Genomic DNA, 20751 nt, shown 5'->3' on the forward strand with positions numbered 1-20751 from the left:
TTGACAGTGGCGACAAACGGTAACGCACTGATAGTTTGAAGGTCGTCCATGCCACGAACAGGGGGCATGGTGAATCCCGTTAAAAAAGATATGGAGGTGGTGAGGGTAGTGTCAATCGCAGCTCTTCAAAGAGCTGTTTACAAAACCACGACAAACCCCGTGTGAGTATTTGCATACAATTGCGCACTTCTTCATGGAGGCCGGTATGCAAGTACTGATTCGAACGGCAACACCTGATGACGTCGACACGCTGTGCGCGATTCGCACCTCGGTGGTGCAAAACCACCTGAGCCTTGAACAGATGGCTGGCCTGGGGATTACCCCGCAGGTATTGAGCGACACGTTGCGCGCAGCACCTTGTGGCTGGATCGCGGAAGTGGACGGCCAGGCGGCGGGGTTTTCCATGGTCGACCTGGATGAAGGTGAAGTGTTCGCGATGTTCGTGCTGCCATCCCACGAGAAGCTTGGCCTGGGCCGTCAACTGATGGCGGTGGCCGAGGCGGCCCTGTTTGAGCGCCACGACACGGCGTACCTGGTGACTGATGGGCGTGATGAGATCCGGGCCAATGGGTTCTATCAGCGCCTGGGCTGGTCTGTCGTGGGCCCGGTCGATGGAGATGATGTGCGTTATGAAAAGAGCAGGGCGCCATAAGGCCATGAATGCCCCAGCGCCTTCATCGTCCAACAGCTTGCGCTACTTCGCGGCGGGCGTGCTGGTTGTCGCCGTGTTACTGGGGTTCTATTTTGTTCAGCTCAACGCCAAGGTCGACCGCCAACGTGAAGAAGCCGCTGAACGTTTGGCGCTGTGTCGTCACCTGGAGGCTGTGGTGGGCGCCACCGCTTCGAGTCGTGAGGCCCTTCAAGAAACGTGCAAGCAATTAAGTGAACAATTACTTAAAAGTACGGCACCGGATTAATAACCCTTTTTTATACGTGGGTTTATAACCGTTACTTGCACCAAAAAGTAGCATGACTGCCGCCTTCCACCTTAAAAAACATGTGGTTATTGAATGACTTACGACGCTTTCAATCCGACGAAAGGATTAAAATAATCTTGTTACATGTTTTTACAATCGCTACTATAGCCGGGCGTTCACCTCCCACGGTTTATGCATTTTTAAATCCCAAGTTTCCATCAGCTACTTGGGATTTTTTTTGCCCGCGATTTAATCTCGGCCTGTCGTTCATGGCCGGTTACGCCCGACAAAGTGAGGGCTGGTTAACACTGTTGCATTAAATGTCCGGTGGCCGGCAAAACCTTATCTATGCTGCTTGCATCGCCTCAATCGGGTAGAACCCAGGGACGGGGGGCTGATCATGATTTCCATCACCGAATTCAACCGCATTATGGCTTCAGGCTTCCTGCCGCTTGCGTGTGAGTGCTGCCTTAACAGCGACGGCTCACTGCGCATCAGCGTGTTCGAGCCTGCGTCCGGTCGTGTCGACTTGCTGCTGACCCGCGTATCGCCCGAGGGCCTGGACAGCATCCGTGCCATCGCCAACCTGATTGGTGAGTTGCGTGCCGAGATAAAGGCCGGGCGCCGCGGGTTCGCGGCGGTGGGTTAGCGGCTGTCCAGGGCGTCAGAGGCGCCGCAGGAAGGATTTGACGATGTGGCGGGTGGCGTCTGTGGTGTCCAGCTCGTCCAAGGCGCTGTAGGCATACCACTGGCAATCGACAATCTCATTGCACGGCCGTGCCTCGTCGATATTGACCACCGAGGCCTCAAACACATGGTGGACGGTGTCGCGGGCCTTGAGCTCTTGCAGGTACAGCAAGCCGTCCACGTTTAACCCGGTTTCTTCTTCCAGTTCGCGTTCCGCCGCGCCGACAGGGCGCTCGTGCGCTTCGACTTTCCCGCCGGGCAATGCCCATTTTGATCTGGCCTTGCGCACGAAGAGGATATGCCCCTCATGTTCGCAAATGACGGTTGCCCTAATTTTCATCGAATGTGCCCCCGCGCCGAATGAGTGTCATAAAAGTGTAATGCAATTGTCATGCTAAGTGGTTATGGCGCGCCAGGGCCGGTATGTGGATACTGCCCGATTGACGAATACGACCGAGGACATTAGATGAAGACCATACGCTGGGGCATGATCGGCTGTGGCAGTGTCACTGAATTGAAGAGTGGACCGGCTTTCTATAAAGCGCCAGGTTCGGCCTTGGTCGCCGTGATGGGGCGGCGTGCCGAGGCGGTGCGCGATTACGCGGCGCGCCATGGTATTGCCCGTTGTTATACCGATGCCCAGGCCTTGATCGACGACCCCGAGGTGGATGCGGTCTACATCGCCACGCCACCCGACAGCCATCTTGAATACGCCTTGAGGGTGGCGGCGGCGGGCAAGCATTGCTGCGTCGAAAAGCCGATGTCGCTGAATGCTGAACAGAGCGCGTTGATGCAGCGCACATTCGAGCGCGCCGGGCTGCATCTGTTTGTCTCCTACTACCGGCGTTCATTGCCACGCTTTCAGCAAGTGCGCACCTGGCTGCAGGAAGGCCGTATCGGTGAGTTGCGTCACCTGACCTGGACCTTGTGCAAACCCGCTGCCGTTACAGACACCGACGCCAGCAATTGGCGCACCGACCCGGCCATTGCCGGTGGCGGCTACTTTGCCGACCTGGCCAGCCATGGGTTCGACCTGTTCCAGTACCTGGCCGGGGACATCGTCGAGGTCTCAGGCTTTTCCGCACGACAGGCAGGACGCTACGCGGCAGAAGACGCAGTGACGGCCTGCTGGACATTTGCCAGCGGTGCATTGGGCATGGGCTGCTGGAATTTTGTGGCGGACCGCCGCGAAGACCGGGTCGAACTGATCGGCAGTCGCGGCCGTATTCAATTTTCGGTGTTCGACGACCAGCCGCTGCGTCTTGAAGGCGAGACCACCGAGGTGTTAGAGGTGCCGTGTCACACCCATATTCAATGGCACCATGTCCTGAACATGAACGCGCATATTCGTGGCGAGGCCGAGCATCCGTCGCTGGCCATCGAAGCGCTGAAGACCGATATCATCCTGGACAAGGTGTTACACCGTTATTCCCAGCATCCCTAGTCGTGGCAATAGCGTAAGGCTTCACTCTTTTAAAGGAATACCGGGATGAAATACTGGATGGTGGTGTGGCTGCTGATCGCCACCGCGACAACGGCGGCGCCACGCAGCCAAGGGCAGGCGGGTGAGTTTGATTTCTATGTGCTATCGCTCTCGTGGTCACCCACGTTTTGCCTCACGCACCCAGGCAACGAGCAATGCTCAGGTAAAGGCTACGGCTTTGTGCTGCATGGCTTGTGGCCGCAATACGCGCGGGGAGGGTGGCCGGCGTCCTGTACACCGCAGGTGCGCTTGAGCGAGGCAGAAATGGACAAGGGCGCGGCGCTGTTTCCTACCCGCGCGCTGCTCAAGCATGAGTGGGCCAAGCATGGCACCTGCAGTGGGCTGGAGCCGTTGGAATATCTGGAGAAGACCGATGTGGCGCTCGGTGCGGTTGCCATTCCGCAGCAACTGCAGCCGTTCAATACGCCGCCTTCATTGCCGGCCAGTGAGATCGAGGCGCTGTTTCGCGCGAGCAACCCGCGTATGGGTAACCACGGGATGGCGGTGATCTGCAAGGGAAAGGTGTTGTCGGAGGTACGGGTGTGCCTGACCAAGGACCTGGCCTTTGCCGGTTGCCCGCGCAGTGTGAAAAGCCAATGCCGTGGGGGCGGTATTCGTATTCCCGCGCAGCGTTGAGCCGTGCAATCGCCTAGAGCTCGCCGGAATACTTCACCGCAGCTGCAGCGCGCGAGGGGACATTCAGGCTGCGCAACAATGACGACACATGGATACGTACGGTAAACGGCGAGATATTCAGGGCCTTGGCAATTTCCTTGTTGGTCTTGCCCTGGGCAATCAGGCGCAGCACTTCCTGCTGGCGGGTGGTGAGGGTGTGGGTGTCGAGGGGCAGCAGGCCTGAAGGGGCGAATTTGACCAGCACTTCGCCTTCGCGGATCGCCAGCAGCGCCTGGCCGATCTCGTCCGGGGCGATGTTCTTGCCGATAAAACCGTCGGCGCCCAAGGCCATGACCTGTTCGATCAGCGCGGGGTCATCGACCATCGACACCAGGACCAAGGTGGTGCGTTTCAGTTGCTGGCGCAGTTCGGCCAGTTGGCTGATGCAGGTCAGGCCGGGAAAGCGCAAATCGAGGATCAAGGTATCGACCTCGCCCGCTTCGCACAGCAACGCATTCACCGTGGCCAGGTCGCCGGCCTCCTGCACCACCGCGCCCGGCAGCAGGCGCTGCACGGTGCGCGTCATGCCTTCGCGAAACATGGGGTGGTCGTCGGCGATGATGATTCGGCCGGTCATGGCGAGCTCCTTCCTGGGGCAAGGTTGTGTCGAGGCATGCTAATTTATTTACCGCCGATGTAGGAGCGAGCTTGCTCGTGAAGCACGCACAGGCACCGCGTACTCCCAGGTCAAACGCGTTATCGTTGACGTTTTTCGCGAGCAAGCTCGCTCCTTCAGATGATAGGTCAAGGATATGACGATGAGCCCCGAGACTAACTCCGAACTCGATCAGGCTAACCTGCGCATCGTGGTGGCCAGCATCGCTATCGTTTACATCGGCGTGCTGGGCTTTTTGCCTGGGCAGTCGCTGGACACCTATCTGCCGGTGATCCTGTATATCTTGCTGTTCCTGCTGGCGTCCATCGTGCTTCGCCAAGTGATCGCACGCTGGCCCGGGCATTATCCGGCGCGGCGGATCTTTGGCATGATCCACGACTACACGGGCACTTCGTTCGGCCTGGTGGTAGGCGGTGAGGCGGCATTGCCGCTGTATGCGGTGATGGTCTGGGTGAACCTGGGCAACGGCATGCGCTACGGTTCGCGCTACCTGGCAATTGCGACGGGGCTGGCGTTGCTGGCGCTGTTGATCGTGTACCAACTCACGCCGCTGTGGCAGGCACAACCATTCATGGTGCTGATGCTGATGATCACCAGCACGGTGATCCCGGTGTATGCCCATATCCTGTTGGAGCGCACGCGCAAGGCCTCCGAGCAGGCGATCGCCGCCAACCTGGAAAAATCCCGTTTTCTCGCCCAGGCCAGCCATGACCTGCGCCAGCCGATCCACTCCATTGGCCTGTTTACCGCCTGCCTGCGCGAAGCCCGTTTGGGCGAGGACGAACAGCGCTTGGTGGACAATATCGACCGCTCGCTGCTTAACGTCTCGCAATTGTTCCGCTCGATTCTCGACCTCTACACCCTCGACAACGGGCGCCTGTTGCCCAAATACCAAGTGATCCACCTGGGCGACTTCCTTGCCGACCTCGTGCGCCAGAACGCCGAGGCTGCTCGCTGGGCGGGCGTGGAGCTGCGCCTGCGCCCCTGTGCCCACTGGGTGCTGGTTGATCCGGCCATGCTGGCGACCATGGTGCAGAACCTGCTCTCCAATTGCTTCAAGTACGGGGCGCAACGACCGGTGCTGATTGGCGTGCGCATGCGTGATGACGGCGTGGTGGTGCAGGTGCACGACCAGGGGCGGGGGATTGCCAAGGAGCATCTGTCAAAGGTCTTCGAAGAGTTTTATCGCGTGCGCCAACTGCGTGACAAGGACGTCGAAGGTGTGGGCCTTGGGCTGTCCATCGTCAAGCGCCTGGGGCAATTGATGGGGTTGCAGGTGAGCCTGCGTTCGCGGGTCGGCCATGGCACCTCAGTAAGCCTGCATGGCCTAGCCTTGGCCACCGCGCCGCGTCAACCGGCCTTGCGCGACGATGCACGCCAAGCCGGGCTGCTCACCGGCCTTAAGGTGTGCCTGGTGGAAGATGACTACAACGTGCTGCTCGCCACCCAGGCCCTGCTGGAGCGCTGGGGGTGCCAAGTGCAGGCCGAGTCCACGGGGCAGGGTTTGGTCAGTGACTGCGACATCATCGTTGCCGACTATGACCTGGGCAACCACGCCACCGGCATCGAATGCATCGACCAGTTACGCCAGCAACGCGGCTGGGCGGTGCCAGCGCTGATCCTTACCGGGCACGACGTGGAGAAAATCCAGGCCGCGTTGCACGATCGTCAGATCGCTATTTTGTCCAAACCGGTACGCCCTGCGGAACTGCGCGGCACTCTGCGAGCGCTCAGCCAGGAAAATATTACTGCATGAACGGCGTCAACCCATTGCCTTTGGCGCCCTTGGGCATGCAGTAGGCCGCGGGCTTCATCAGGCCGAAGCTGGCAATCGCGAACGCGCCGCCGCTGGCACCACTGGGTACGGAGCAGTTGTACTCGCCGGAGGCTGTGTTAGCGACGTAGTAGGTGGTCATGGAGTCGCTGCGCACATTGGAGATACGTTTTACCGGCTCGCCCAGATTGGTTTCCGACAGCTTCTTGAGATGATCTTCGGTGGGCTTGATATTGCTGCAACCGGCGACGCCGATGATCAAGGCGCCCAGCAGGGCAAAGCGAGTGACAGGGGAGTAGAGTTTCATGGTGCTTCTTCCTTGGGGTTGTTTTGGTTTTTCCAACGCGCAACGAACCCGCGCGCACGGAATGCGCGGTGTGGGTGAGAACGTTGGAAGTGCCGCGGAATATAGCGCTGCCGTGAGGTAGGGTCGATTAGCACAAATGGGCTAATGGCAGTTTGAGGTCACGGAAGGAGCTTGCGATGCTGGAGATAAAACGTGCCACGCCGGACGACGCCGAGCGTGCGTTTGAGATTCGTCGCGAGGCCATTCGCGGCCAATGCATTGGCGCCTATAGCGCTGAACAAATGGCGCTCTGGACCCGAGGTCGCGCCAGTGATGGCTACGGCGCGCTGATGGAAAAACAGTTCTACATGGGATGGTTCAATGGCAAACCAGTCGTCACTGGCATGCTGGATCTTGCCAGCCATGAAATCGGAGCCTTGTTTGTATTGCCCCTATTCAGCGGGCGAGGGTTTGGCAAAGTGATGCTTGCTCACTTGGAGCGTATGGCGCAGCAGCGGGCGATTGAACAGGTTGTGCTGGATGCGACACTGAACGCGGTGAGTTTTTATAGAGCGTGCGGGTATGTGGGCGATGAGCAGGCGGTGTACCGCTCGCCGTCCGGGTTGGTGCTGGCGTGTGTACCGATGGTGAAGCGGTTGCGGGTTATGAGTCCCGTTTGAATGCAGCGCGCAATTGCTCGATCACAGGCTCTATCCCTGGCCCTTGAATCGGCGGCGGGGTGAGGCTCTCGCCAAACTCGCGCCATACGAACAGGGTCAGTTCAGCGCCATCGGTCATGGGTTCGAGGGGGGGCGTCCCGAAAGCGTTCAGCGAGCGATAGCGTTCGTCCCGCCAGAACGCTTGCTCTACCCAGTCATAGACGGGGATGCAATGAAAATGCAGCGGTAAGCCCGGCATATGGCCGTAACGGCTGATATACAGCCATTTTGGCTGGAGCTGGGTTTGCATCACCCGCTGGATATTGGCGAGCAGGCCGCCCAGTTCGGCCAGTGCGGCTTCAGGCATGTCGGGGAGGGCGTCAATCGGCGCCCTGGCGCCCAGCATCAAGTAACCGGGCAGCTTCGAGGTCAGGTGGTGGTTGAGCTGCCAGTGCTCGGTCTGGTGAAGGATAAAGGCTGGGTTGATTTGCATGCGCACGGGTCCCTGTGGGTTGGAGTGGCAGGATACCAAGGGTGAGGCGGTGTCATCCCCTCCAAGTGGCCACGCGCTGTACCTGTGGCGAGGGCGCTTGCTCCCGCGACGCCCCACGGTCCAAATGTGGGAGCTGGCTTGCCTGCGATAGCGGTGGTTCAGTTAAAGATGCAGTGGCTGACACGCCGCCTTCGCGGGCAAGCCCGCTCCCACTGGGGACCGGTGCCAGGCGTAGATCCTTTGGGCGATGCATGACCAATGTGGAAGCCAGCTCCCATAGTTTGATCGTGGGGGCATCCATCAGATCAGCGTTAGTTTCTGAAGCGCCCAGGGGCATTTTGTTCAATACGCTCATCGCCCGGCGCGTTACCGTGATCTCAACATCGTTGGCATCACACAAGGAACTGTAATGAGCTTGATCCTCTCCATGGCCGCTTTTGCCCTGGCCACGTCCATCACGCCCGGCCCCGTCAATGTGGTTGCTTTAAGTGCCGGCGCGCGTTTCGGTTTTGTCGCCAGCCAGAAACATGTGTTGGGCGCCGCCGTAGGTTTCACCTTGTTGTTGATACTGATCGGCCTGGGGCTGCATGAAGTGCTGGTGCGCTGGCCGATACTGATCCAATTGATCCGCTGGGGCGGAGTCGCGTTCCTGTTGTACATGGCGTGGAAACTCGCCGTGGACGATGGTCGGCTGGACGCTGACGGTACCGACACCGCGCCGTCGATGCTGTATGGCGCGATCATGCAGTGGCTCAACCCGAAAGCCTGGCTGGCGTGTGTGGCAGGCATGGGGTTGTTTGTGGCTGATGGCGATGCGGCGCAGGTGTGGTTGTTTGCCGCGCTTTACCTGGTGATCTGCTACCTGTCGGTGGCGTGCTGGGTGTATGCGGGGACGTTTTTACGCCGCTACTTGAACAACCCCAAAGGTGTACGGCTGTTCAACCGCTCAATGGCCGCGTTGCTGGTGGCCAGTGTGGGTTATTTGCTGATGGCTTGAGGTTCTCGCGGTATTGCCCCGGCGTGGCCGCGAGGTGTTGTTTGAAGGTGCGCTGGAAGTGCGCCTGGTCGGCAAAGCCCGCGGCCAGGGCGACGTCGGCAATCAGTGCGCCATTGCGCAGTTGGCTGCGGGCAAACTGGATGCGTCGGTTGACCATGAAGGCGTGGGGCGTCAAGCCGTAATACTGCTTGAACGCGCGGATCAGGTAAGACGGCGACAGATCGGCCGCCTGGCAGACGTCTTCGAGTTTCAAGGCCTGAGTGCAGTAAGCGCGGATGTAGTCGGCGGCGCGTTCGAGTTTGTGGTTGACCTCGCGTACCGGTGCCAACGAAGGGTTCAGACGCTGTTGCACCTCGGTGAAGTAACTCACCAGCGTGCTCTGTTTTTGCAGCAGTTCGGCCTGTTCATCCACTAGCGTGCGGTACAGGTCGAGCAAGCCGTGGTACAGCGTGGTGTCGCGGGTATGGGGCGTGTCGAATGGCCGGTAGCCCTGGTCGGTACTGAATCCCAGCTGGTATTGCAGGTCGGTCAGCCAGGGCGTGTCCAGGTACAGCATGTGGTAGGACCAGGGCTGGTCATGGATGGGGTTGCACGCATGCACATCGCCTGGGTTCATCAGCACCACGGTGCCGGCGCTGATTTCGAAGGTGCGCGCGCCGTAGTGGTAATAGCTGCAGCCGGTGGTGATCGCACCGATGGAAAAATGCTCATGGGCGTGCCGGGTGTAAGTGACCTTGCGCCCGTCGGCGATGGTGCGCGCTTCGATGAACGGCAGGCGTTCGTCGCGCCAGAAGCGCGGCGTGTCTGCGGGACGGGCGATTGGGCTGAGCGACATGGCGTTATTTCTCCTGCATTTGCACCCGCGTGCCGTCAGGCCGGCACCAAAAAAGCCGCCTTGAGCAACTGCCGGGTATAGGCATGTTGCGGGTCAGCAAAAATAGCCTGGGCATCGCCTTGCTCCACCACCTGGCCTTGCTTGACCACCATCAACTGGTGACTCAGCGCCTTCACCACTGCCAGGTCATGGCTGATAAACAGGTAGGTCAGGTTGTACTTGGCCTGCAAACCACGCAGCAACTCTACCACCTGGCGCTGTACCGTGCGGTCCAGGGCCGAGGTGGGTTCGTCCAGCAGGATCAGGCGCGGCTTGAGCACCAGCGCTCGGGCGATAGCGATGCGTTGGCGCTGGCCGCCGGAAAATTCATGGGGGTAGCGATGCCGGGATTCGGGGTCCAGGCCCACTTCCTTGAGCGCCGCGATAATCGCCGCTTCCTGTTCGGCGGGCGTGCCCATCTTGTGGATACGCAGGCCTTCGCCAACGATCTCGCTGACGCACATGCGCGGGCTCAGGCTGCCGAACGGGTCCTGGAACACCACCTGCATTTCCCGGCGCAACGGGCGCACCTGCTGTTGGCTGAGGCGGTCCAGTTGCTGGCCTTCGAAGCGAATCCCGCCCTGGCTGCCGATCAGGCGCAAAATTGCCAGGCCCAAGGTGGACTTGCCCGAGCCACTTTCGCCAACGATGCCCAGGGTTTGGCCCTGGGGCAGGCTGAAGTTGATGCCGTCCACAGCCTTGACGTAATCGACGGTATTGCGCAAAAAGCCTTTCTTGATCGGAAACCAGACTTTCAGGTCGTCCACTTCCAGCAGCGGAGGGCCGACATCATTGTTGGCTGGCCCACCACTGGGCTCCGCCGCGAGCAATTCCTGGGTGTAGGGATGCTGGGGCGACTGGAACAGTGTCTCGCAATCGGCCTGTTCAACGATGCAACCTTGCTGCATCACACACACACGATGGGCGATGCGCCGTACCAGGTTGAGGTCGTGGCTGATCAGCAGCAGCGCCATGCCCAGCCGCGCCTGCAGCTCCTTGAGCAATTCCAGGATCTTCAACTGCACGGTGACATCCAGCGCCGTGGTCGGCTCGTCGGCAATCAACAACTCCGGCTCGTTGGCCAGGGCCATGGCGATCATCACCCGCTGGCGCTGGCCGCCGGACAGCTCATGGGGCAGGGCCTTGAGGCGTTTGTGCGGTTCGGGGATACCCACCAGCTCCAGCAATTCCAACGTGCGCTGGGTGGCGACCGTGCCGGTCAGGCCCTTGTGCAGGCCGAGCACCTCGTTGATCTGTTTTTCGATGGAGTGCAGCGGGTTCAACGAGGTCATCGGCTCCTGGAAGATCATCGCAATCCGATTGCCGCGTATATGCCGCAGGGTCTTCTCTTTAAGCGTCAGCAGGTCTTGCCCTGAATACTCGATAGTGCCCGACGGATGCCTGGCCAACGGGTAGGGCAGCAGGCGCAGGATCGAATGGGCGGTGACCGATTTGCCCGAACCGCTTTCACCCACCAGCGCCAGGGTTTCGCCGCGCTTAATGTCGAAGCTGACGTGGTTGACCACCCGGTGGTGGTGCTCGCCGGTGACGAATTCGACACTGAGGTCGCGGATTTCGATCAGATTGTCCGGATTCATCTCATTTCCTCGGGTCGAACGCATCGCGAGCGGACTCGCCGATAAACACCAGCAGGCTCAACATGATCGCCAGCACCGCAAAGGCACTCATGCCCAGCCACGGCGCTTGCAGGTTGGACTTGCCCTGGGCCACCAGCTCACCCAGCGACGGCGAACCTGCCGGCAGCCCGAAGCCGAGAAAGTCCAGGGCGGTGAGGGTGCCAATGGCGCCGGTGAGGATGAAGGGCAGGAAGGTCATGGTCGAGACCATCGCATTGGGCAGGATGTGACGAAACATGATCGCGCCGTTCTGCATGCCCAGCGCCCGCGCCGCGCGCACGTACTCCAGGTTGCGCCCGCGCAGGAACTCGGCGCGCACCACATCCACCAGGCTCATCCAGGAAAACAGCAGCATGATCCCCAGCAGCCACCAGAAGTTGGGTTGCACGAAGCTGGCCAGGATGATCAGCAGGTAGAGCACCGGCAAGCCGGACCAGATCTCCAGGAAACGTTGCCCGGCCAGGTCGACCCAGCCGCCATAAAAGCCCTGCAAGGCGCCGGCAATCACGCCGATGATCGAGCTGAGTATGGTCAGGGTCAGGGCGAAGAGCACCGATACACGAAAGCCGTAGATCACCCGCGCGAGCACATCGCGCCCCTGGTCATCGGTGCCCAGCAGGTTGACCGAGGACGGCGGCGCCGGGGCCGGGACTTTCAGGTCGTAATTGATGCTCTGGTAGCTGAACGGAATCGGCGCCCACAAAGTCCAGGCGTCCTTGGCCTTGAGCAGTTCCTGGATATACGGGCTCTTGTAGTTGGCTTCCAGCGGGAATTCACCGCCGAAGGTAGTCTCCGGGTAGCGCTTGAGCGCCGGGAAGTACCAGCCGCCGTCGAAGTGCACCGCCAGGGGCTTGTCGTTGGCGATCAACTCGGCGCCCAGGCTCAGCACGAACAGCACCAGAAACAGCCACAGCGACCACCAGCCACGCTTGTTGGCCTTGAACCGCTCGAACCGGCGGCGATTGAGGGGGGACAGGTTCATCTCAATGCTCCCGGCTGGCAAAGTCGATTCGCGGATCGACCAGGGTGTAGGTGAGGTCGCCGATCAGTTTCACGATCAGCCCCAGCAGGGTGAAGATAAACAGCGTGCCGAACACCACTGGGTAGTCACGGTTGATCGCCGCTTCAAAGCTCATCAGGCCCAGGCCGTCGAGGGAGAAGATCACCTCCACCAACAACGAGCCGGTAAAGAAGATGCCAATGAAGGCCGAAGGGAAACCGGCGATCACCAGCAGCATGGCGTTGCGGAACACGTGGCCATACAGCACGCGGCGGTTGGTCAGGCCCTTGGCCTTGGCGGTGACCACGTACTGCTTGTTGATCTCGTCGAGAAAGCTGTTCTTGGTCAGCAGGGTCATGGTCGCGAAGTTGCCGATCACCAGGGCAGTGACGGGCAGCGCCAGGTGCCAGAAGTAATCGAGGATCTTGGCGCCCCAGCTCAACTCCTCGAAGTTGTTGGAGGTGAGCCCGCGCAAGGGGAACCAGTCGAAATAACTACCACCGGCAAACACCACGATCAGCAGAATCGCAAACAGGAATGCCGGTATCGCGTAGCCGACGATGATCGCCGAGCTGGTCCACACATCGAAATGGCTGCCGTGGCGCGTGGCCTTGGCGATCCCCAGGGGGATGGACACCAGGTACATGATCAGGGTGCTCCACAACCCGAGGGAAATGGACACCGGCATCTTCTCCTTGATCAGGTCGATGACCTTGGCGTCCCGGAAAAAGCTGTCACCGAAGTCCAGCTGGGCGTAGTTCTTGACCATGATCCACAAGCGTTCCGGCGCCGATTTGTCGAAGCCGTACATCTTTTCGATTTCCTTGATCAGCGCCGGGTCCAGGCCCTGGGCGCCACGGTAGCTGGAACCGGCCACCGCAACTTCGGCCCCGCCGCCAGCAATGCGGCTGGTGGCGCCGTCGAAGCCTTCGAGTTTGGCGATCATTTGCTCCACCGGGCCGCCGGGAGCGGCCTGGATGATGACAAAGTTGATCAGCAAGATCCCGAACAGCGTGGGGATGATCAGCAACAGGCGGCGAACAATATAGGCCAGCATTCAATCGCCTCCGCTCGCCGCATCGGCGTTCTGCGTGGTGTCGAGGGATACCGCCGGTTTGACGTCGGGTTTAGCCCACCACGTGGCGGTGCCGACGTCGTAGCGTGGCGAGACCTTGGGGTGGCCCAGGTGGTCCCAGTACGCCACGCGGAAGGTCTTGATGTGCCAGTTGGGAATCACGTAGTAGCCGAACTGCAGCACGCGATCCAGCGCCCTGGCGTGGGCGATCAGGCTTTGCCGCGAACCGGCGTCGATCAACTCTTCCACCAACTGGTCGACGGCGGGGTCCTTGAGGCCCATGTAGTTGCGGCTGCCGGGCTTGTCGGCGCTGGAGGATTTCCAGAACTCGCGCTGCTCGTTACCCGGCGAGGTGGATTGCGGGAAGCTGCCCACCAGCATGTCGAAGTCGCGCGAGCGCAGGCGGTTGACGAACTGCGAGACGTCCACCCGACGAATCACCAGGTCGATGCCCAGGTCCGCCAGGTTGCGCTTGAACGGCAGCAGGATGCGCTCGAACTCGGTCTGGGCCAGCAGGAACTCGATGGTCACCGGTTTGCCGGTATTGTCGACCATTTTGTCGTCAACGATCTTCCAGCCCGCTTCTTGCAGCAGTTGGTAGGCCTCGCGCTGTTGGGTGCGAATCATGCCACTGCCGTCGGTGTGGGACGGTTCGAATGCCTGGGTGAAGACTTCGCCAGGGATCTTGTCGCGCAGCGGCTCGAGAATCGCCAGCTCGTCCGGACCGGGTAGGCCGGTGGCGGCCATTTCCGAGTTTTCGAAATAGCTGCGGGTACGGGTGTAGGCACCGTTGAACAGCTGTTTGTTGCTCCATTCGAAATCCAGCAACAGGCTGATGGCCTTGCGCACCCGCACGTCCTGGAACATCGGCTTGCGCATGTTGAACACGAAGCCCTGCATGCCGGTGGGGTTGCCGTTGGGGATTTCTTCCTTGATCAAACGGCCTTCTTTCACCGCTGGAATATTGTAGGCATTGGCCCAGTTCTTGGCGCTGAACTCCAACCAGTAGTCGAACTGCCCGGCCTTCAAGGCTTCCAGGGAGACGGTGCTGTCGCGGTAGTAATCGGTGATGCGGGTATCGAAGTTGTAGAAGCCCTTATTGACCGGCAGGTCCTTGGCCCAATAATCCTTGACCCGCTCGTAGCGAATCATACGGCCTGGCTTGACCTCCGCCACTTGGTAAGGCCCGCTGCCCAAGGGGACTTCCAGATTGCCCTTGGAAAAATCCCGGGTCGCCCACCAGTGTTTAGGCAGCACTGGCAACTGCCCCAGGATCAGCGGCAATTCGCGGTTGTTGGTGCGCTTGAACTTGAACAGCACGCGCAACGGGTCTTCAGCCACGACTTCATCGACGTCGGCGTAGTAGTTGCGGTACAGCGGGTTGCCTTCCTTGATCAGGGTCTGGAAGGTGAACACCACGTCTTCAGCGCGGATCGGGTGGCCATCATGGAAGCGCGCTTCGGGGCGCAGGTAGAAGCGCACCCAGCTGTTGTCCGGGGCTTTTTCGATTTTGCCAGCCACCAGGCCGTATTCGGTGATGGGTTCGTCCAGGCTTTGCATGGCCAAGGTGTCGTAGATCAGCGGCAGGTTGTCTGCCGGCACGCCCTTGCTGATATAGGGGTTGAGGCTGTCGAAGCCGCCCATGGCCGATTCGCGGAAGGTCCCGCCCTTGGGGGCGTCGGGGTTTACGTAGTCAAAATGCTTGAAGTCGGCGGGGTACTTGGGGGGCTCGTTGTAGAGGGTCAGCGCATGTTGCGGCGCGGCGTGCGCCGCGGTGCACAGCAACAGGCTGGCGAGCAGGGTAGTACGCAAGGACATCATTGGGCTTTCTCCGAAGCTTTCAGCCACCACGCGCTCAGGCCCAGGCTGTAGGGCGGCGTGGTGACGAAGGCGAACCGGTTGCGGTACGCCAGGCGATGATAGTTGAGGTACCAGTTGGGAATGCTGTAGTGCTGCCACAGCAGCACCCGGTCCAGGGCGCGGCCGGCAGCCAGTTGTTCGTCGCGGGTCTGCGCCGCCAGCAGTTGGTCCAGCAGGTGGTCGACCACCGGGTTGGCGATACCGGCGTAATTCTTGCTGCCCTTGATTGCGGCCTGGCTGGAGTGGAAGTACTGCCACTGCTCAAGACCGGGGCTCAAGGTCTGGTTGAGAGTCATCAGAATCATGTCGAAATCGAATTGATCGAGGCGCTGTTTGTACTGTGCGCGGTCAACGGTGCGCAAGCGGGCGTCGATGCCGATGCGGGTCAGATTTTCGACATAAGGTTGCAGGATGCGCTCAAGGTTCGGGTTGACCAACAGGATTTCCAGGCGCAGCGGTTGCCCGCCCTTGTCCAGCAGGCGCTGCCCCGACAGTTTCCAGCCGGCCTCGCTGAGCAGGGCCAGGGCCTGGCGCAGGGTTTCGCGGGGAATGCCACGGCCATCGGTGTGCGGCAGGCTGAACGGTTGGGTAAACAGCGCGGCCGGCAGTTGGTCGCGGTAGGGCGAGAGCATCAACCACTCATGGCCCACGGGCAGACCGGTGGCCGAGAATTCACTGTTGGGGTAATAGCTCACCGAACGCTTGTAGGCGCTGCTGAACAGCGTGCGGTTGGTCCATTCAAAATCGAACATCAACCCCAGGGCTTCACGCACCTTGGCCTGGCTGAACGCCGGTCGCCGGGTATTCATGAACAGGCCCTGGCTCTGGGTGGGGATCTGATGGGCGATCTGCGCCTTGATCACATCGCCGCGGTTGACCGCCGGGAAGTTGTAACCGGTGGCCCAGTTCTTGGCCTGATGCTCGATATAAATATCGAATTCACCGGCCTTGAAGGCTTCAAAGGCCACGTCGCTGTCGCGATAGAATTCCACTTCAACCTTGTCGTAGTTATAGAAACCCTGGTTGACCGGCAGGTCTTTGCCCCAGTAATCCTTGACCCGTTCAAACACCAGTTGCCGCCCAGGCGCAACCTTGGTGATGCGATAAGGCCCACTGCCCAGGGGCGGCTCGAAGGTGGTGGCCTTGAAATCACGGTTTTTCCAATAGTGCTGGGGCAGCACCGGCAACTCGCCCAGGCGCAGGATCAGCAAGGGGTTGCCGGCGCGCTTGAACACAAAGCGGATACGGTGAGGGTTGAGGATATCGACCCGTGCCACTTCTTGCAGATTGGTGCGGTACTGCGGGTGGCCTTCGGTCAGTAGGGTGCGATAGGAGAACGCCACGTCATCGGCTGTGATCGGCTTGCCGTCGTGAAAGCGTGCTTCGGGGCGCAGGTTGAACACCACCCAACTGCGGTCCTCGCTGTATTCCACCGACTGGGCAATCAGGCCATAACTGGAGGTGGGTTCATCGCCCGACGGCGCGTATTGCCCGGTGCCCACCATCAAGGGTTCATTGAGCTCGTTGACGCCGTACTGCAGGAAGTTGGCGGTGGAAACCGGGCTTGAACCCTTGAAGGTGTAGGGGTTGAGCGTATCGAAGGTGCCAAATGCCATCACCCGCAGCGTCCCGCCTTTGGGCGCTGCAGGGTTTACCCAATCGTAATGGGTGAATTTGGCCGGGTACTTGAGTGTGCCGAACTGCGCATAACCGTGGCTCTCGGTGATCGTCGCGTTCGCCGCAAAGCTCAAGGCCAGGCTTATTAGTAGAAGGAGGGGACGCTTCAAGTCAGAGATCCGATCCAGGCGGCTTGGGCTTTATGATCGGTACAGTAACAGCTTGTTCCGGTTGGAAAAAGGCTGTCGGGAAGGCCATGTTGCGCACTGCGAGCTATTGGACGGTGTGAAGGTCAAATGTGGGAGCTGGCTTGCCTGCGATAGCATCACTGCGGTCTGACTGATAGACCGAGGTGCCTGCATCGCAGGCAAGCCAGCTCCCACACAAGCCAGCTCTCCCCGAGGTATTAGCGCGGCCCGGAAACCACCAGCATCTGCCCTGGCTTCAATGCCTGGCCGGTGCGCGGGTTCCAACGCTTGAGGTGTTGCATCTCAACGTTGAAGCGCTTGGCCACCATGTACAGCGAGTCACCTTTCTTGACCTTGTACTGCACCGGTTTTTTCTCCGCGACTTTACGCGTGTCCTGCATCACCAGGGTCTGGCCGACCTTGAGCGCCTGGCCGTTGAGCTTGTTCCAGCGCTGCAGGTCATGCACGTCAACCTTGTTGGCCTTGGCGATCAGCGTGAGGTTATCGCCACTGCGTACCTTGTAGCTGCGGGTACGCCCGGCAACCGCCTTGGTCTCGACTTCGTCGAACACCGGCTTCTTGGGGCGCATGCTCAGCAATTCTTCCGGCTTCATCGTCGAAAGGGTGCTGGTCAGCAGTTGGGCCTTGGAGGTTGGTACCAGCAGATGCTGGGGGCCATCCAGAGTGGTGCGTTGTTTCAAGGCCGGGTTGAGCTGGAACAGTTCGTCTTCGTCGATCTCGGCCAGCGCGGCAACCCGTGACAGGTCCATGCTTTGCTTGACTTCAACTACTTCGAAGTACGGTGTGTTGGCAATCGGGTTCAGGTTGACGCCATAGGCCTCGGGCGCCAGTACCACCTGGGACAAGGCCAGGAATTTGGGCACATAGTCCTTGGTTTCCTGAGGCAGGGGCAGGTTCCAGTAGTCAGTGGGCAGGCCGAGCTTTTCGTTGCGCTCGATTGCCCGGCTGACCGTGCCTTCGCCGGCGTTATAGGCCGCCAGGGCCAGCAGCCAGTCGCCGTTGAACATGTCATGCAGACGCGTCAGATAGTCCAGGGCGGCGGTGGTGGAGGCCGTGATGTCGCGGCGGCCATCGTAGGCGCGGGTCTGGCGCAGGTTGAAGTAGCGCCCGGTGGAGGGAATGAATTGCCACAAGCCCACCGCATCGCTGCGCGAATAGGCCATTGGGTTGTAGGCACTTTCAATCACTGGCAGCAGCGCCAGTTCCAGGGGCATGTTGCGTTCTTCAAGGCGTTCGACGATGTAATGAATGTAGAGGCTGCCGCGTTCGCCGGCATTCTCCAGAAAGGAGGGGTTACTGGCGAACCACAGGCGCTGTTGCTCGATGCGCGGGTTGACGCCGACACCGTCCTGCAATTGAAAGCCCCGACGCATGCGTTCCCAGACGTCCTGGGGTACTTCGGGGCTGGGCTTCTCTGATAGCCAAATAGGTTTTTGCTTGATCTTGGCAGCAAGATTCGGTTTGGGTTGCACGGTGGATTGTGCAGCGTAATTGGTCGATTGGCAGCCCGCCAGAGTCGCGGAAACGGCCACCGCCACGGCTTGAGCCAGGCGGGTCAATGCGTCTGAAGAAATGGATTTACGAATAGATGACGACATTGGCTGGAAGTAAGTTCCGGGCAAAAATGTCGGGCGATTCTAGAAAGCGCTTTGGTTCCGGTCAACCATTCAGAAATTACGTATCAGATTGCATCTGGTTAGAACTTATCTTTCCAAGCCCTCAAGCTAGCAAACACCTCGGCCCCAGAGCGGTTGTCGCGGCCGTTCCGTTCGTCCGCTTTTTGTTTAACGGATGTTTCAGCGGTGCGCAGAAAAGGGTTAGTACGTTTTTCCAGGGCCAGGTTGGAGGGCAGCGTCATCTGGCCACGGGCGCGAAGTTGGGCGACATTTTCCACCCGTTCGGCGATGTCGGCGTTGTGCGGTTCCACGGCTTGGGCAAATTTCAAGTTACTTTGCGTGTATTCGTGAGTGCAGTACACCTGCGTATCGGCGGGCAGGGCGGCCAGGCGTTCCAGGGAACTGTACATCTGTTCCGGCGTGCCTTCGAAGAGGCGACCGCAACCCGCGGCGAACAAGGTATCGCCACACAGCAATACGCCCTGGTGGTAAAAGGCGATGTGGCCGAGGGTGTGGCCAGGCACGGCGTACACGTCGAAGTCCCAGCCCAGCACGCTGATACGGTCGTTATCCTGCAAGGCGACATCCCGCGCCGGGATCTTTTCGTTGGCCGGGCCGTAGACCGTGGCGCCGGTGACAGTTTTCAGTTGCTCCACACCGCCCACATGATCATGGTGATGATGGGTGACCAGAATGTCGCTGAGGCGCCACTCGGCATTCTGCTTGAGCCAGGCCAGTACTGGCGCGGCATCGCCGGGGTCGACCACGGCGCAGCGCCGGGTCGTGGGGTCTTGTAACAACCAGATGTAGTTGTCGGTGAAGGCGGGTAGGGCACTGATCTGTATCATTCTTCGATTCGCCAAGCTGAACACATTGGTGCATCTTAGAACGTCTAGGCGAGTTGGAGAATGCAATGACTGATAAAGCGTTCGCCCAGGCCGATCCTGAGTGGCTGGCCCTGATCAGCGCCGCCCGCGAATGGTTGTCCGGGCCGATTGGGCAGTTTTTGCTGGAAGAAGAGCGGCGCATGCTCGAAGACGAGCTGGGCCGGTTCTTTGGTGGCTACCTGGTGCATTACGGGCCGTCGGCCGACACGCCGCCCTCGGCACCGCAGGTGCAACGCAATGTACGCCTGGGCGCGCCATTGCCAGGTGTGGAAATCGTCTGCGAGGAACAGGCCTGGCCGTTGAGCGAACACGCCGCCGATGTGGTGGTGTTGCAGCATGGCCTGGATTTCTGCCTGTCGCCCCACGGTTTGTTGCGCGAAGCGGCGAGCAGCGTGCGCCCTGGTGGCCATTTACTGATTGTCGGCATCAACCCCTGGAGCAGTTGGGGCCTGCGCCGTGTGTTCGCCCATGACGGACTGCGTCAGGCGCGTTGCATCGCGCCATCACGGGTGGGCGACTGGCTCAACCTGCTGGGCTTCGCGCTGGAGAAACGCCGCTTCGGGTGCTATCGTCCGCCGCTTGCGACGGCCAAGTGGCAGGGCCGCCTGGCCGGTTGGGAACGCCGCGCAGGGGCCTGGCAGCTGTCGGGTGGCGGCTTTTATTTGCTGGTTGCACGCAAGATCGTGGTCGGGCTGCGACCGGTGCAACAAGTGCGCCGCGAGCCGATCGGCAAGCTCGTGCCAATGCCGTTGGCCAAGGTCAACCGCGAACAACGCGAACCGTAAAACCTCTTTTTGATTTCAGGCCGAATAACCGATGACCGATAGCGTAGAACTCTTCACCGATGGCGCCTGCAAGGGCAACCCCGGCCCGGGCGGCTGGGGCGCCTTGCTGGTGTGCAAGGGCGTGGAGAAGGAATTGTGGGGCGGCGAAGCCAATACCACCAATAACCGCATGGAACTGATGGGCGCGATTCGCGGCCTCGAAGAACTCAAGCGGCGCTGCAACGTACTCCTGGTGACCGACTCGCAGTACGTGATGAAGGGCATCAACGAGTGGATGGTCAACTGGAAAAAACGTGGCTGGAAGACAGCGGCCAAGGAGCCGGTCAAGAACGCCGACCTGTGGCAATTGCTCGATGAACAGTGCAACCGTCACGACATCACCTGGAAATGGGTACGCGGGCACATTGGGCACCCTGGCAACGAGCGCGCCGACCAGTTGGCCAACCGTGGCGTGGATGAAGTGCGCGGCTACAAGCAGAGCTGAGTCAGCGACACCGCAGCGGCCGCTCGAGCCGCTGCTTCACCGCCGCCATCGCGTGTGGCGAATCTACCAGCACGGCATTGAGCTTCAGGCAGGCAGACGTTGGCCTGATCACAAACATCC

22 protein-coding genes are annotated in these 20751 nt (G+C 60.3%); 10 read left to right on the forward strand and 12 right to left on the reverse strand.

Annotated elements, in window-relative coordinates:
- Positions 1-205: 205 nt before the first annotated feature.
- From BOP96_RS07405 to BOP96_RS07415, 3 genes are all read left to right on the forward strand, one after another.
- Complete coding sequence (locus tag BOP96_RS07405; protein ID WP_014718240.1) at positions 206-652, forward strand: GNAT family N-acetyltransferase; 447 nt, start codon at positions 206-208, stop codon at positions 650-652.
- A gap of 4 nt (positions 653-656) precedes the next feature.
- Positions 657-917 carry a hypothetical protein gene (locus tag BOP96_RS07410; protein WP_019820299.1) on the forward strand — a complete coding sequence of 87 codons (261 nt, stop codon included), beginning with the start codon at positions 657-659 and terminating at the stop codon, positions 915-917.
- Between the two features lie 400 nt (positions 918-1317).
- Positions 1318-1566, forward strand: coding sequence for a DUF1652 domain-containing protein (locus BOP96_RS07415; RefSeq protein ID WP_014718242.1), 249 nt, complete (start codon positions 1318-1320; stop codon positions 1564-1566).
- A gap of 15 nt (positions 1567-1581) precedes the next feature.
- On the opposite strand, the gene BOP96_RS07420 is transcribed toward BOP96_RS07415, so the two are convergent.
- Complete coding sequence (locus BOP96_RS07420; protein ID WP_014718243.1) at positions 1582-1944, reverse strand: NUDIX hydrolase; 363 nt, start codon at positions 1942-1944, stop codon at positions 1582-1584.
- A 126-nt stretch (positions 1945-2070) separates the two neighbouring features.
- On the opposite strand from BOP96_RS07420, the gene BOP96_RS07425 reads away from it, so the two are divergent.
- Together BOP96_RS07425 and BOP96_RS07430 are read left to right on the forward strand one after the other, a co-directional pair.
- The gene (locus BOP96_RS07425) at positions 2071-3048 is read left to right on the forward strand and encodes a Gfo/Idh/MocA family protein (RefSeq protein ID WP_014718244.1); all 978 of its coding nucleotides are present in this window, start codon (positions 2071-2073) and stop codon (positions 3046-3048) included.
- A 45-nt stretch (positions 3049-3093) separates the two neighbouring features.
- Positions 3094-3723, forward strand: coding sequence for a ribonuclease T2 family protein (locus BOP96_RS07430; protein ID WP_019820296.1), 630 nt, complete (start codon positions 3094-3096; stop codon positions 3721-3723).
- Positions 3724-3736: 13 nt separating this feature from the next.
- On the opposite strand, the gene BOP96_RS07435 is transcribed toward BOP96_RS07430, so the two are convergent.
- Positions 3737-4339, reverse strand: coding sequence for a LuxR C-terminal-related transcriptional regulator (locus BOP96_RS07435; RefSeq protein ID WP_073452292.1), 603 nt, complete (start codon positions 4337-4339; stop codon positions 3737-3739).
- A 181-nt stretch (positions 4340-4520) separates the two neighbouring features.
- Between BOP96_RS07435 and BOP96_RS07440 the strand changes: the two genes are divergently transcribed.
- A complete protein-coding gene (locus BOP96_RS07440) occupies positions 4521-6134 on the forward strand; it encodes an ATP-binding response regulator (RefSeq protein ID WP_032903839.1) in 1614 nt (537 codons plus the stop codon).
- On the opposite strand, the gene BOP96_RS07445 is transcribed toward BOP96_RS07440, so the two are convergent.
- Complete coding sequence (locus BOP96_RS07445; protein ID WP_014718248.1) at positions 6124-6459, reverse strand: hypothetical protein; 336 nt, start codon at positions 6457-6459, stop codon at positions 6124-6126. The two genes, BOP96_RS07440 and BOP96_RS07445, sit on opposite strands and share 11 nt — an antisense overlap.
- A gap of 176 nt (positions 6460-6635) precedes the next feature.
- Here BOP96_RS07445 and BOP96_RS07450 point away from each other — a divergent pair, with 176 nt between their 5' ends.
- Positions 6636-7118 (forward strand): GNAT family N-acetyltransferase, encoded by a 483-nt coding sequence (locus BOP96_RS07450; RefSeq protein ID WP_014718249.1) that lies wholly within the window; start codon positions 6636-6638, stop codon positions 7116-7118.
- Here the strand turns inward: BOP96_RS07450 and BOP96_RS07455 are convergent.
- Positions 7102-7590 (reverse strand): hypothetical protein, encoded by a 489-nt coding sequence (locus tag BOP96_RS07455; protein ID WP_058410579.1) that lies wholly within the window; start codon positions 7588-7590, stop codon positions 7102-7104. The genes BOP96_RS07450 and BOP96_RS07455 overlap by 17 nt on opposite strands.
- Before the next feature lie 409 nt (positions 7591-7999).
- Between BOP96_RS07455 and BOP96_RS07460 the strand changes: the two genes are divergently transcribed.
- On the forward strand, positions 8000-8587 hold the full coding sequence (locus BOP96_RS07460; protein ID WP_019820289.1) for a LysE family translocator: 588 nt from the start codon (positions 8000-8002) through the stop codon (positions 8585-8587).
- Here BOP96_RS07460 and BOP96_RS07465 read toward each other — a convergent pair.
- The 8 genes from BOP96_RS07465 to gloB form a co-directional block, all read right to left on the reverse strand.
- Complete coding sequence (locus BOP96_RS07465) at positions 8529-9422, reverse strand: AraC family transcriptional regulator (RefSeq protein ID WP_073452294.1); 894 nt, start codon at positions 9420-9422, stop codon at positions 8529-8531. The two genes, BOP96_RS07460 and BOP96_RS07465, sit on opposite strands and share 59 nt — an antisense overlap.
- A 35-nt stretch (positions 9423-9457) precedes the next feature.
- Positions 9458-11059, reverse strand: coding sequence for an ABC transporter ATP-binding protein (locus BOP96_RS07470; protein ID WP_020301569.1), 1602 nt, complete (start codon positions 11057-11059; stop codon positions 9458-9460).
- A gap of 1 nt (position 11060) precedes the next feature.
- Complete coding sequence (locus BOP96_RS07475; protein WP_003190688.1) at positions 11061-12080, reverse strand: ABC transporter permease; 1020 nt, start codon at positions 12078-12080, stop codon at positions 11061-11063.
- Position 12081: 1 nt separating this feature from the next.
- Entirely contained in the window at positions 12082-13155 is a 1074-nt protein-coding gene (locus BOP96_RS07480) for a microcin C ABC transporter permease YejB (RefSeq protein ID WP_014718253.1), read from the reverse strand.
- Positions 13156-14994 carry an extracellular solute-binding protein gene (locus tag BOP96_RS07485; protein ID WP_014718254.1) on the reverse strand — a complete coding sequence of 613 codons (1839 nt, stop codon included), beginning with the start codon at positions 14992-14994 and terminating at the stop codon, positions 13156-13158.
- Positions 14991-16820 carry an extracellular solute-binding protein gene (locus BOP96_RS07490; RefSeq protein ID WP_014718255.1) on the reverse strand — a complete coding sequence of 610 codons (1830 nt, stop codon included), beginning with the start codon at positions 16818-16820 and terminating at the stop codon, positions 14991-14993. The genes BOP96_RS07485 and BOP96_RS07490 overlap by 4 nt, the downstream gene beginning before the upstream one ends.
- Before the next feature lie 236 nt (positions 16821-17056).
- The gene (locus BOP96_RS07495; protein ID WP_073452296.1) at positions 17057-18457 is read right to left on the reverse strand and encodes a transglycosylase SLT domain-containing protein; all 1401 of its coding nucleotides are present in this window, start codon (positions 18455-18457) and stop codon (positions 17057-17059) included.
- A gap of 98 nt (positions 18458-18555) precedes the next feature.
- Positions 18556-19323, reverse strand: a complete 768-nt coding sequence (gloB, locus tag BOP96_RS07500) for a hydroxyacylglutathione hydrolase (protein WP_073452299.1) — start codon at positions 19321-19323, stop codon at positions 18556-18558.
- Between the two features lie 65 nt (positions 19324-19388).
- Here gloB and BOP96_RS07505 point away from each other — a divergent pair, with 65 nt between their 5' ends.
- The gene (locus BOP96_RS07505; RefSeq protein ID WP_003190694.1) at positions 19389-20147 is read left to right on the forward strand and encodes a class I SAM-dependent methyltransferase; all 759 of its coding nucleotides are present in this window, start codon (positions 19389-19391) and stop codon (positions 20145-20147) included.
- Positions 20148-20178: 31 nt separating this feature from the next.
- The gene (gene rnhA, locus BOP96_RS07510; RefSeq protein WP_003173571.1) at positions 20179-20631 is read left to right on the forward strand and encodes a ribonuclease HI; all 453 of its coding nucleotides are present in this window, start codon (positions 20179-20181) and stop codon (positions 20629-20631) included.
- Positions 20632-20751 lie beyond the last annotated feature (120 nt).

Origin of the sequence: Pseudomonas sp. FSL W5-0203 (genome assembly GCF_001896155.1) — a bacterium.
Lineage (GTDB): Bacteria > Pseudomonadota > Gammaproteobacteria > Pseudomonadales > Pseudomonadaceae > Aquipseudomonas > Aquipseudomonas paracarnis.

What these genes read in the sequence shown, in the direction of transcription:
- rnhA (WP_003173571.1), top strand. Translation starts at nt 20,179, where the DNA reads ATGACCGATAGCGTAGAACTCTTCACCGATGGCGCCTGCAAGGGCAAC.
- BOP96_RS07480 (WP_014718253.1), bottom strand. Translation starts at nt 13,155, where the DNA reads ATGCTGGCCTATATTGTTCGCCGCCTGTTGCTGATCATCCCCACGCTG.
- BOP96_RS07505 (WP_003190694.1), top strand. Translation starts at nt 19,389, where the DNA reads ATGACTGATAAAGCGTTCGCCCAGGCCGATCCTGAGTGGCTGGCCCTG.
- BOP96_RS07410 (WP_019820299.1), top strand. Translation starts at nt 657, where the DNA reads ATGAATGCCCCAGCGCCTTCATCGTCCAACAGCTTGCGCTACTTCGCG.
- BOP96_RS07415 (WP_014718242.1), top strand. Translation starts at nt 1,318, where the DNA reads ATGATTTCCATCACCGAATTCAACCGCATTATGGCTTCAGGCTTCCTG.
- BOP96_RS07430 (WP_019820296.1), top strand. Translation starts at nt 3,094, where the DNA reads ATGAAATACTGGATGGTGGTGTGGCTGCTGATCGCCACCGCGACAACG.
- gloB (WP_073452299.1), bottom strand. Translation starts at nt 19,323, where the DNA reads ATGATACAGATCAGTGCCCTACCCGCCTTCACCGACAACTACATCTGG.
- BOP96_RS07450 (WP_014718249.1), top strand. Translation starts at nt 6,636, where the DNA reads ATGCTGGAGATAAAACGTGCCACGCCGGACGACGCCGAGCGTGCGTTT.
- BOP96_RS07465 (WP_073452294.1), bottom strand. Translation starts at nt 9,422, where the DNA reads ATGTCGCTCAGCCCAATCGCCCGTCCCGCAGACACGCCGCGCTTCTGG.
- BOP96_RS07470 (WP_020301569.1), bottom strand. Translation starts at nt 11,059, where the DNA reads ATGAATCCGGACAATCTGATCGAAATCCGCGACCTCAGTGTCGAATTC.
- BOP96_RS07475 (WP_003190688.1), bottom strand. Translation starts at nt 12,080, where the DNA reads ATGAACCTGTCCCCCCTCAATCGCCGCCGGTTCGAGCGGTTCAAGGCC.
- BOP96_RS07485 (WP_014718254.1), bottom strand. Translation starts at nt 14,994, where the DNA reads ATGATGTCCTTGCGTACTACCCTGCTCGCCAGCCTGTTGCTGTGCACC.
- BOP96_RS07445 (WP_014718248.1), bottom strand. Translation starts at nt 6,459, where the DNA reads ATGAAACTCTACTCCCCTGTCACTCGCTTTGCCCTGCTGGGCGCCTTG.
- BOP96_RS07440 (WP_032903839.1), top strand. Translation starts at nt 4,521, where the DNA reads ATGAGCCCCGAGACTAACTCCGAACTCGATCAGGCTAACCTGCGCATC.
- BOP96_RS07455 (WP_058410579.1), bottom strand. Translation starts at nt 7,590, where the DNA reads ATGCAAATCAACCCAGCCTTTATCCTTCACCAGACCGAGCACTGGCAG.
- BOP96_RS07435 (WP_073452292.1), bottom strand. Translation starts at nt 4,339, where the DNA reads ATGACCGGCCGAATCATCATCGCCGACGACCACCCCATGTTTCGCGAA.
- BOP96_RS07495 (WP_073452296.1), bottom strand. Translation starts at nt 18,457, where the DNA reads ATGTCGTCATCTATTCGTAAATCCATTTCTTCAGACGCATTGACCCGC.
- BOP96_RS07405 (WP_014718240.1), top strand. Translation starts at nt 206, where the DNA reads ATGCAAGTACTGATTCGAACGGCAACACCTGATGACGTCGACACGCTG.
- BOP96_RS07420 (WP_014718243.1), bottom strand. Translation starts at nt 1,944, where the DNA reads ATGAAAATTAGGGCAACCGTCATTTGCGAACATGAGGGGCATATCCTC.
- BOP96_RS07460 (WP_019820289.1), top strand. Translation starts at nt 8,000, where the DNA reads ATGAGCTTGATCCTCTCCATGGCCGCTTTTGCCCTGGCCACGTCCATC.
- BOP96_RS07425 (WP_014718244.1), top strand. Translation starts at nt 2,071, where the DNA reads ATGAAGACCATACGCTGGGGCATGATCGGCTGTGGCAGTGTCACTGAA.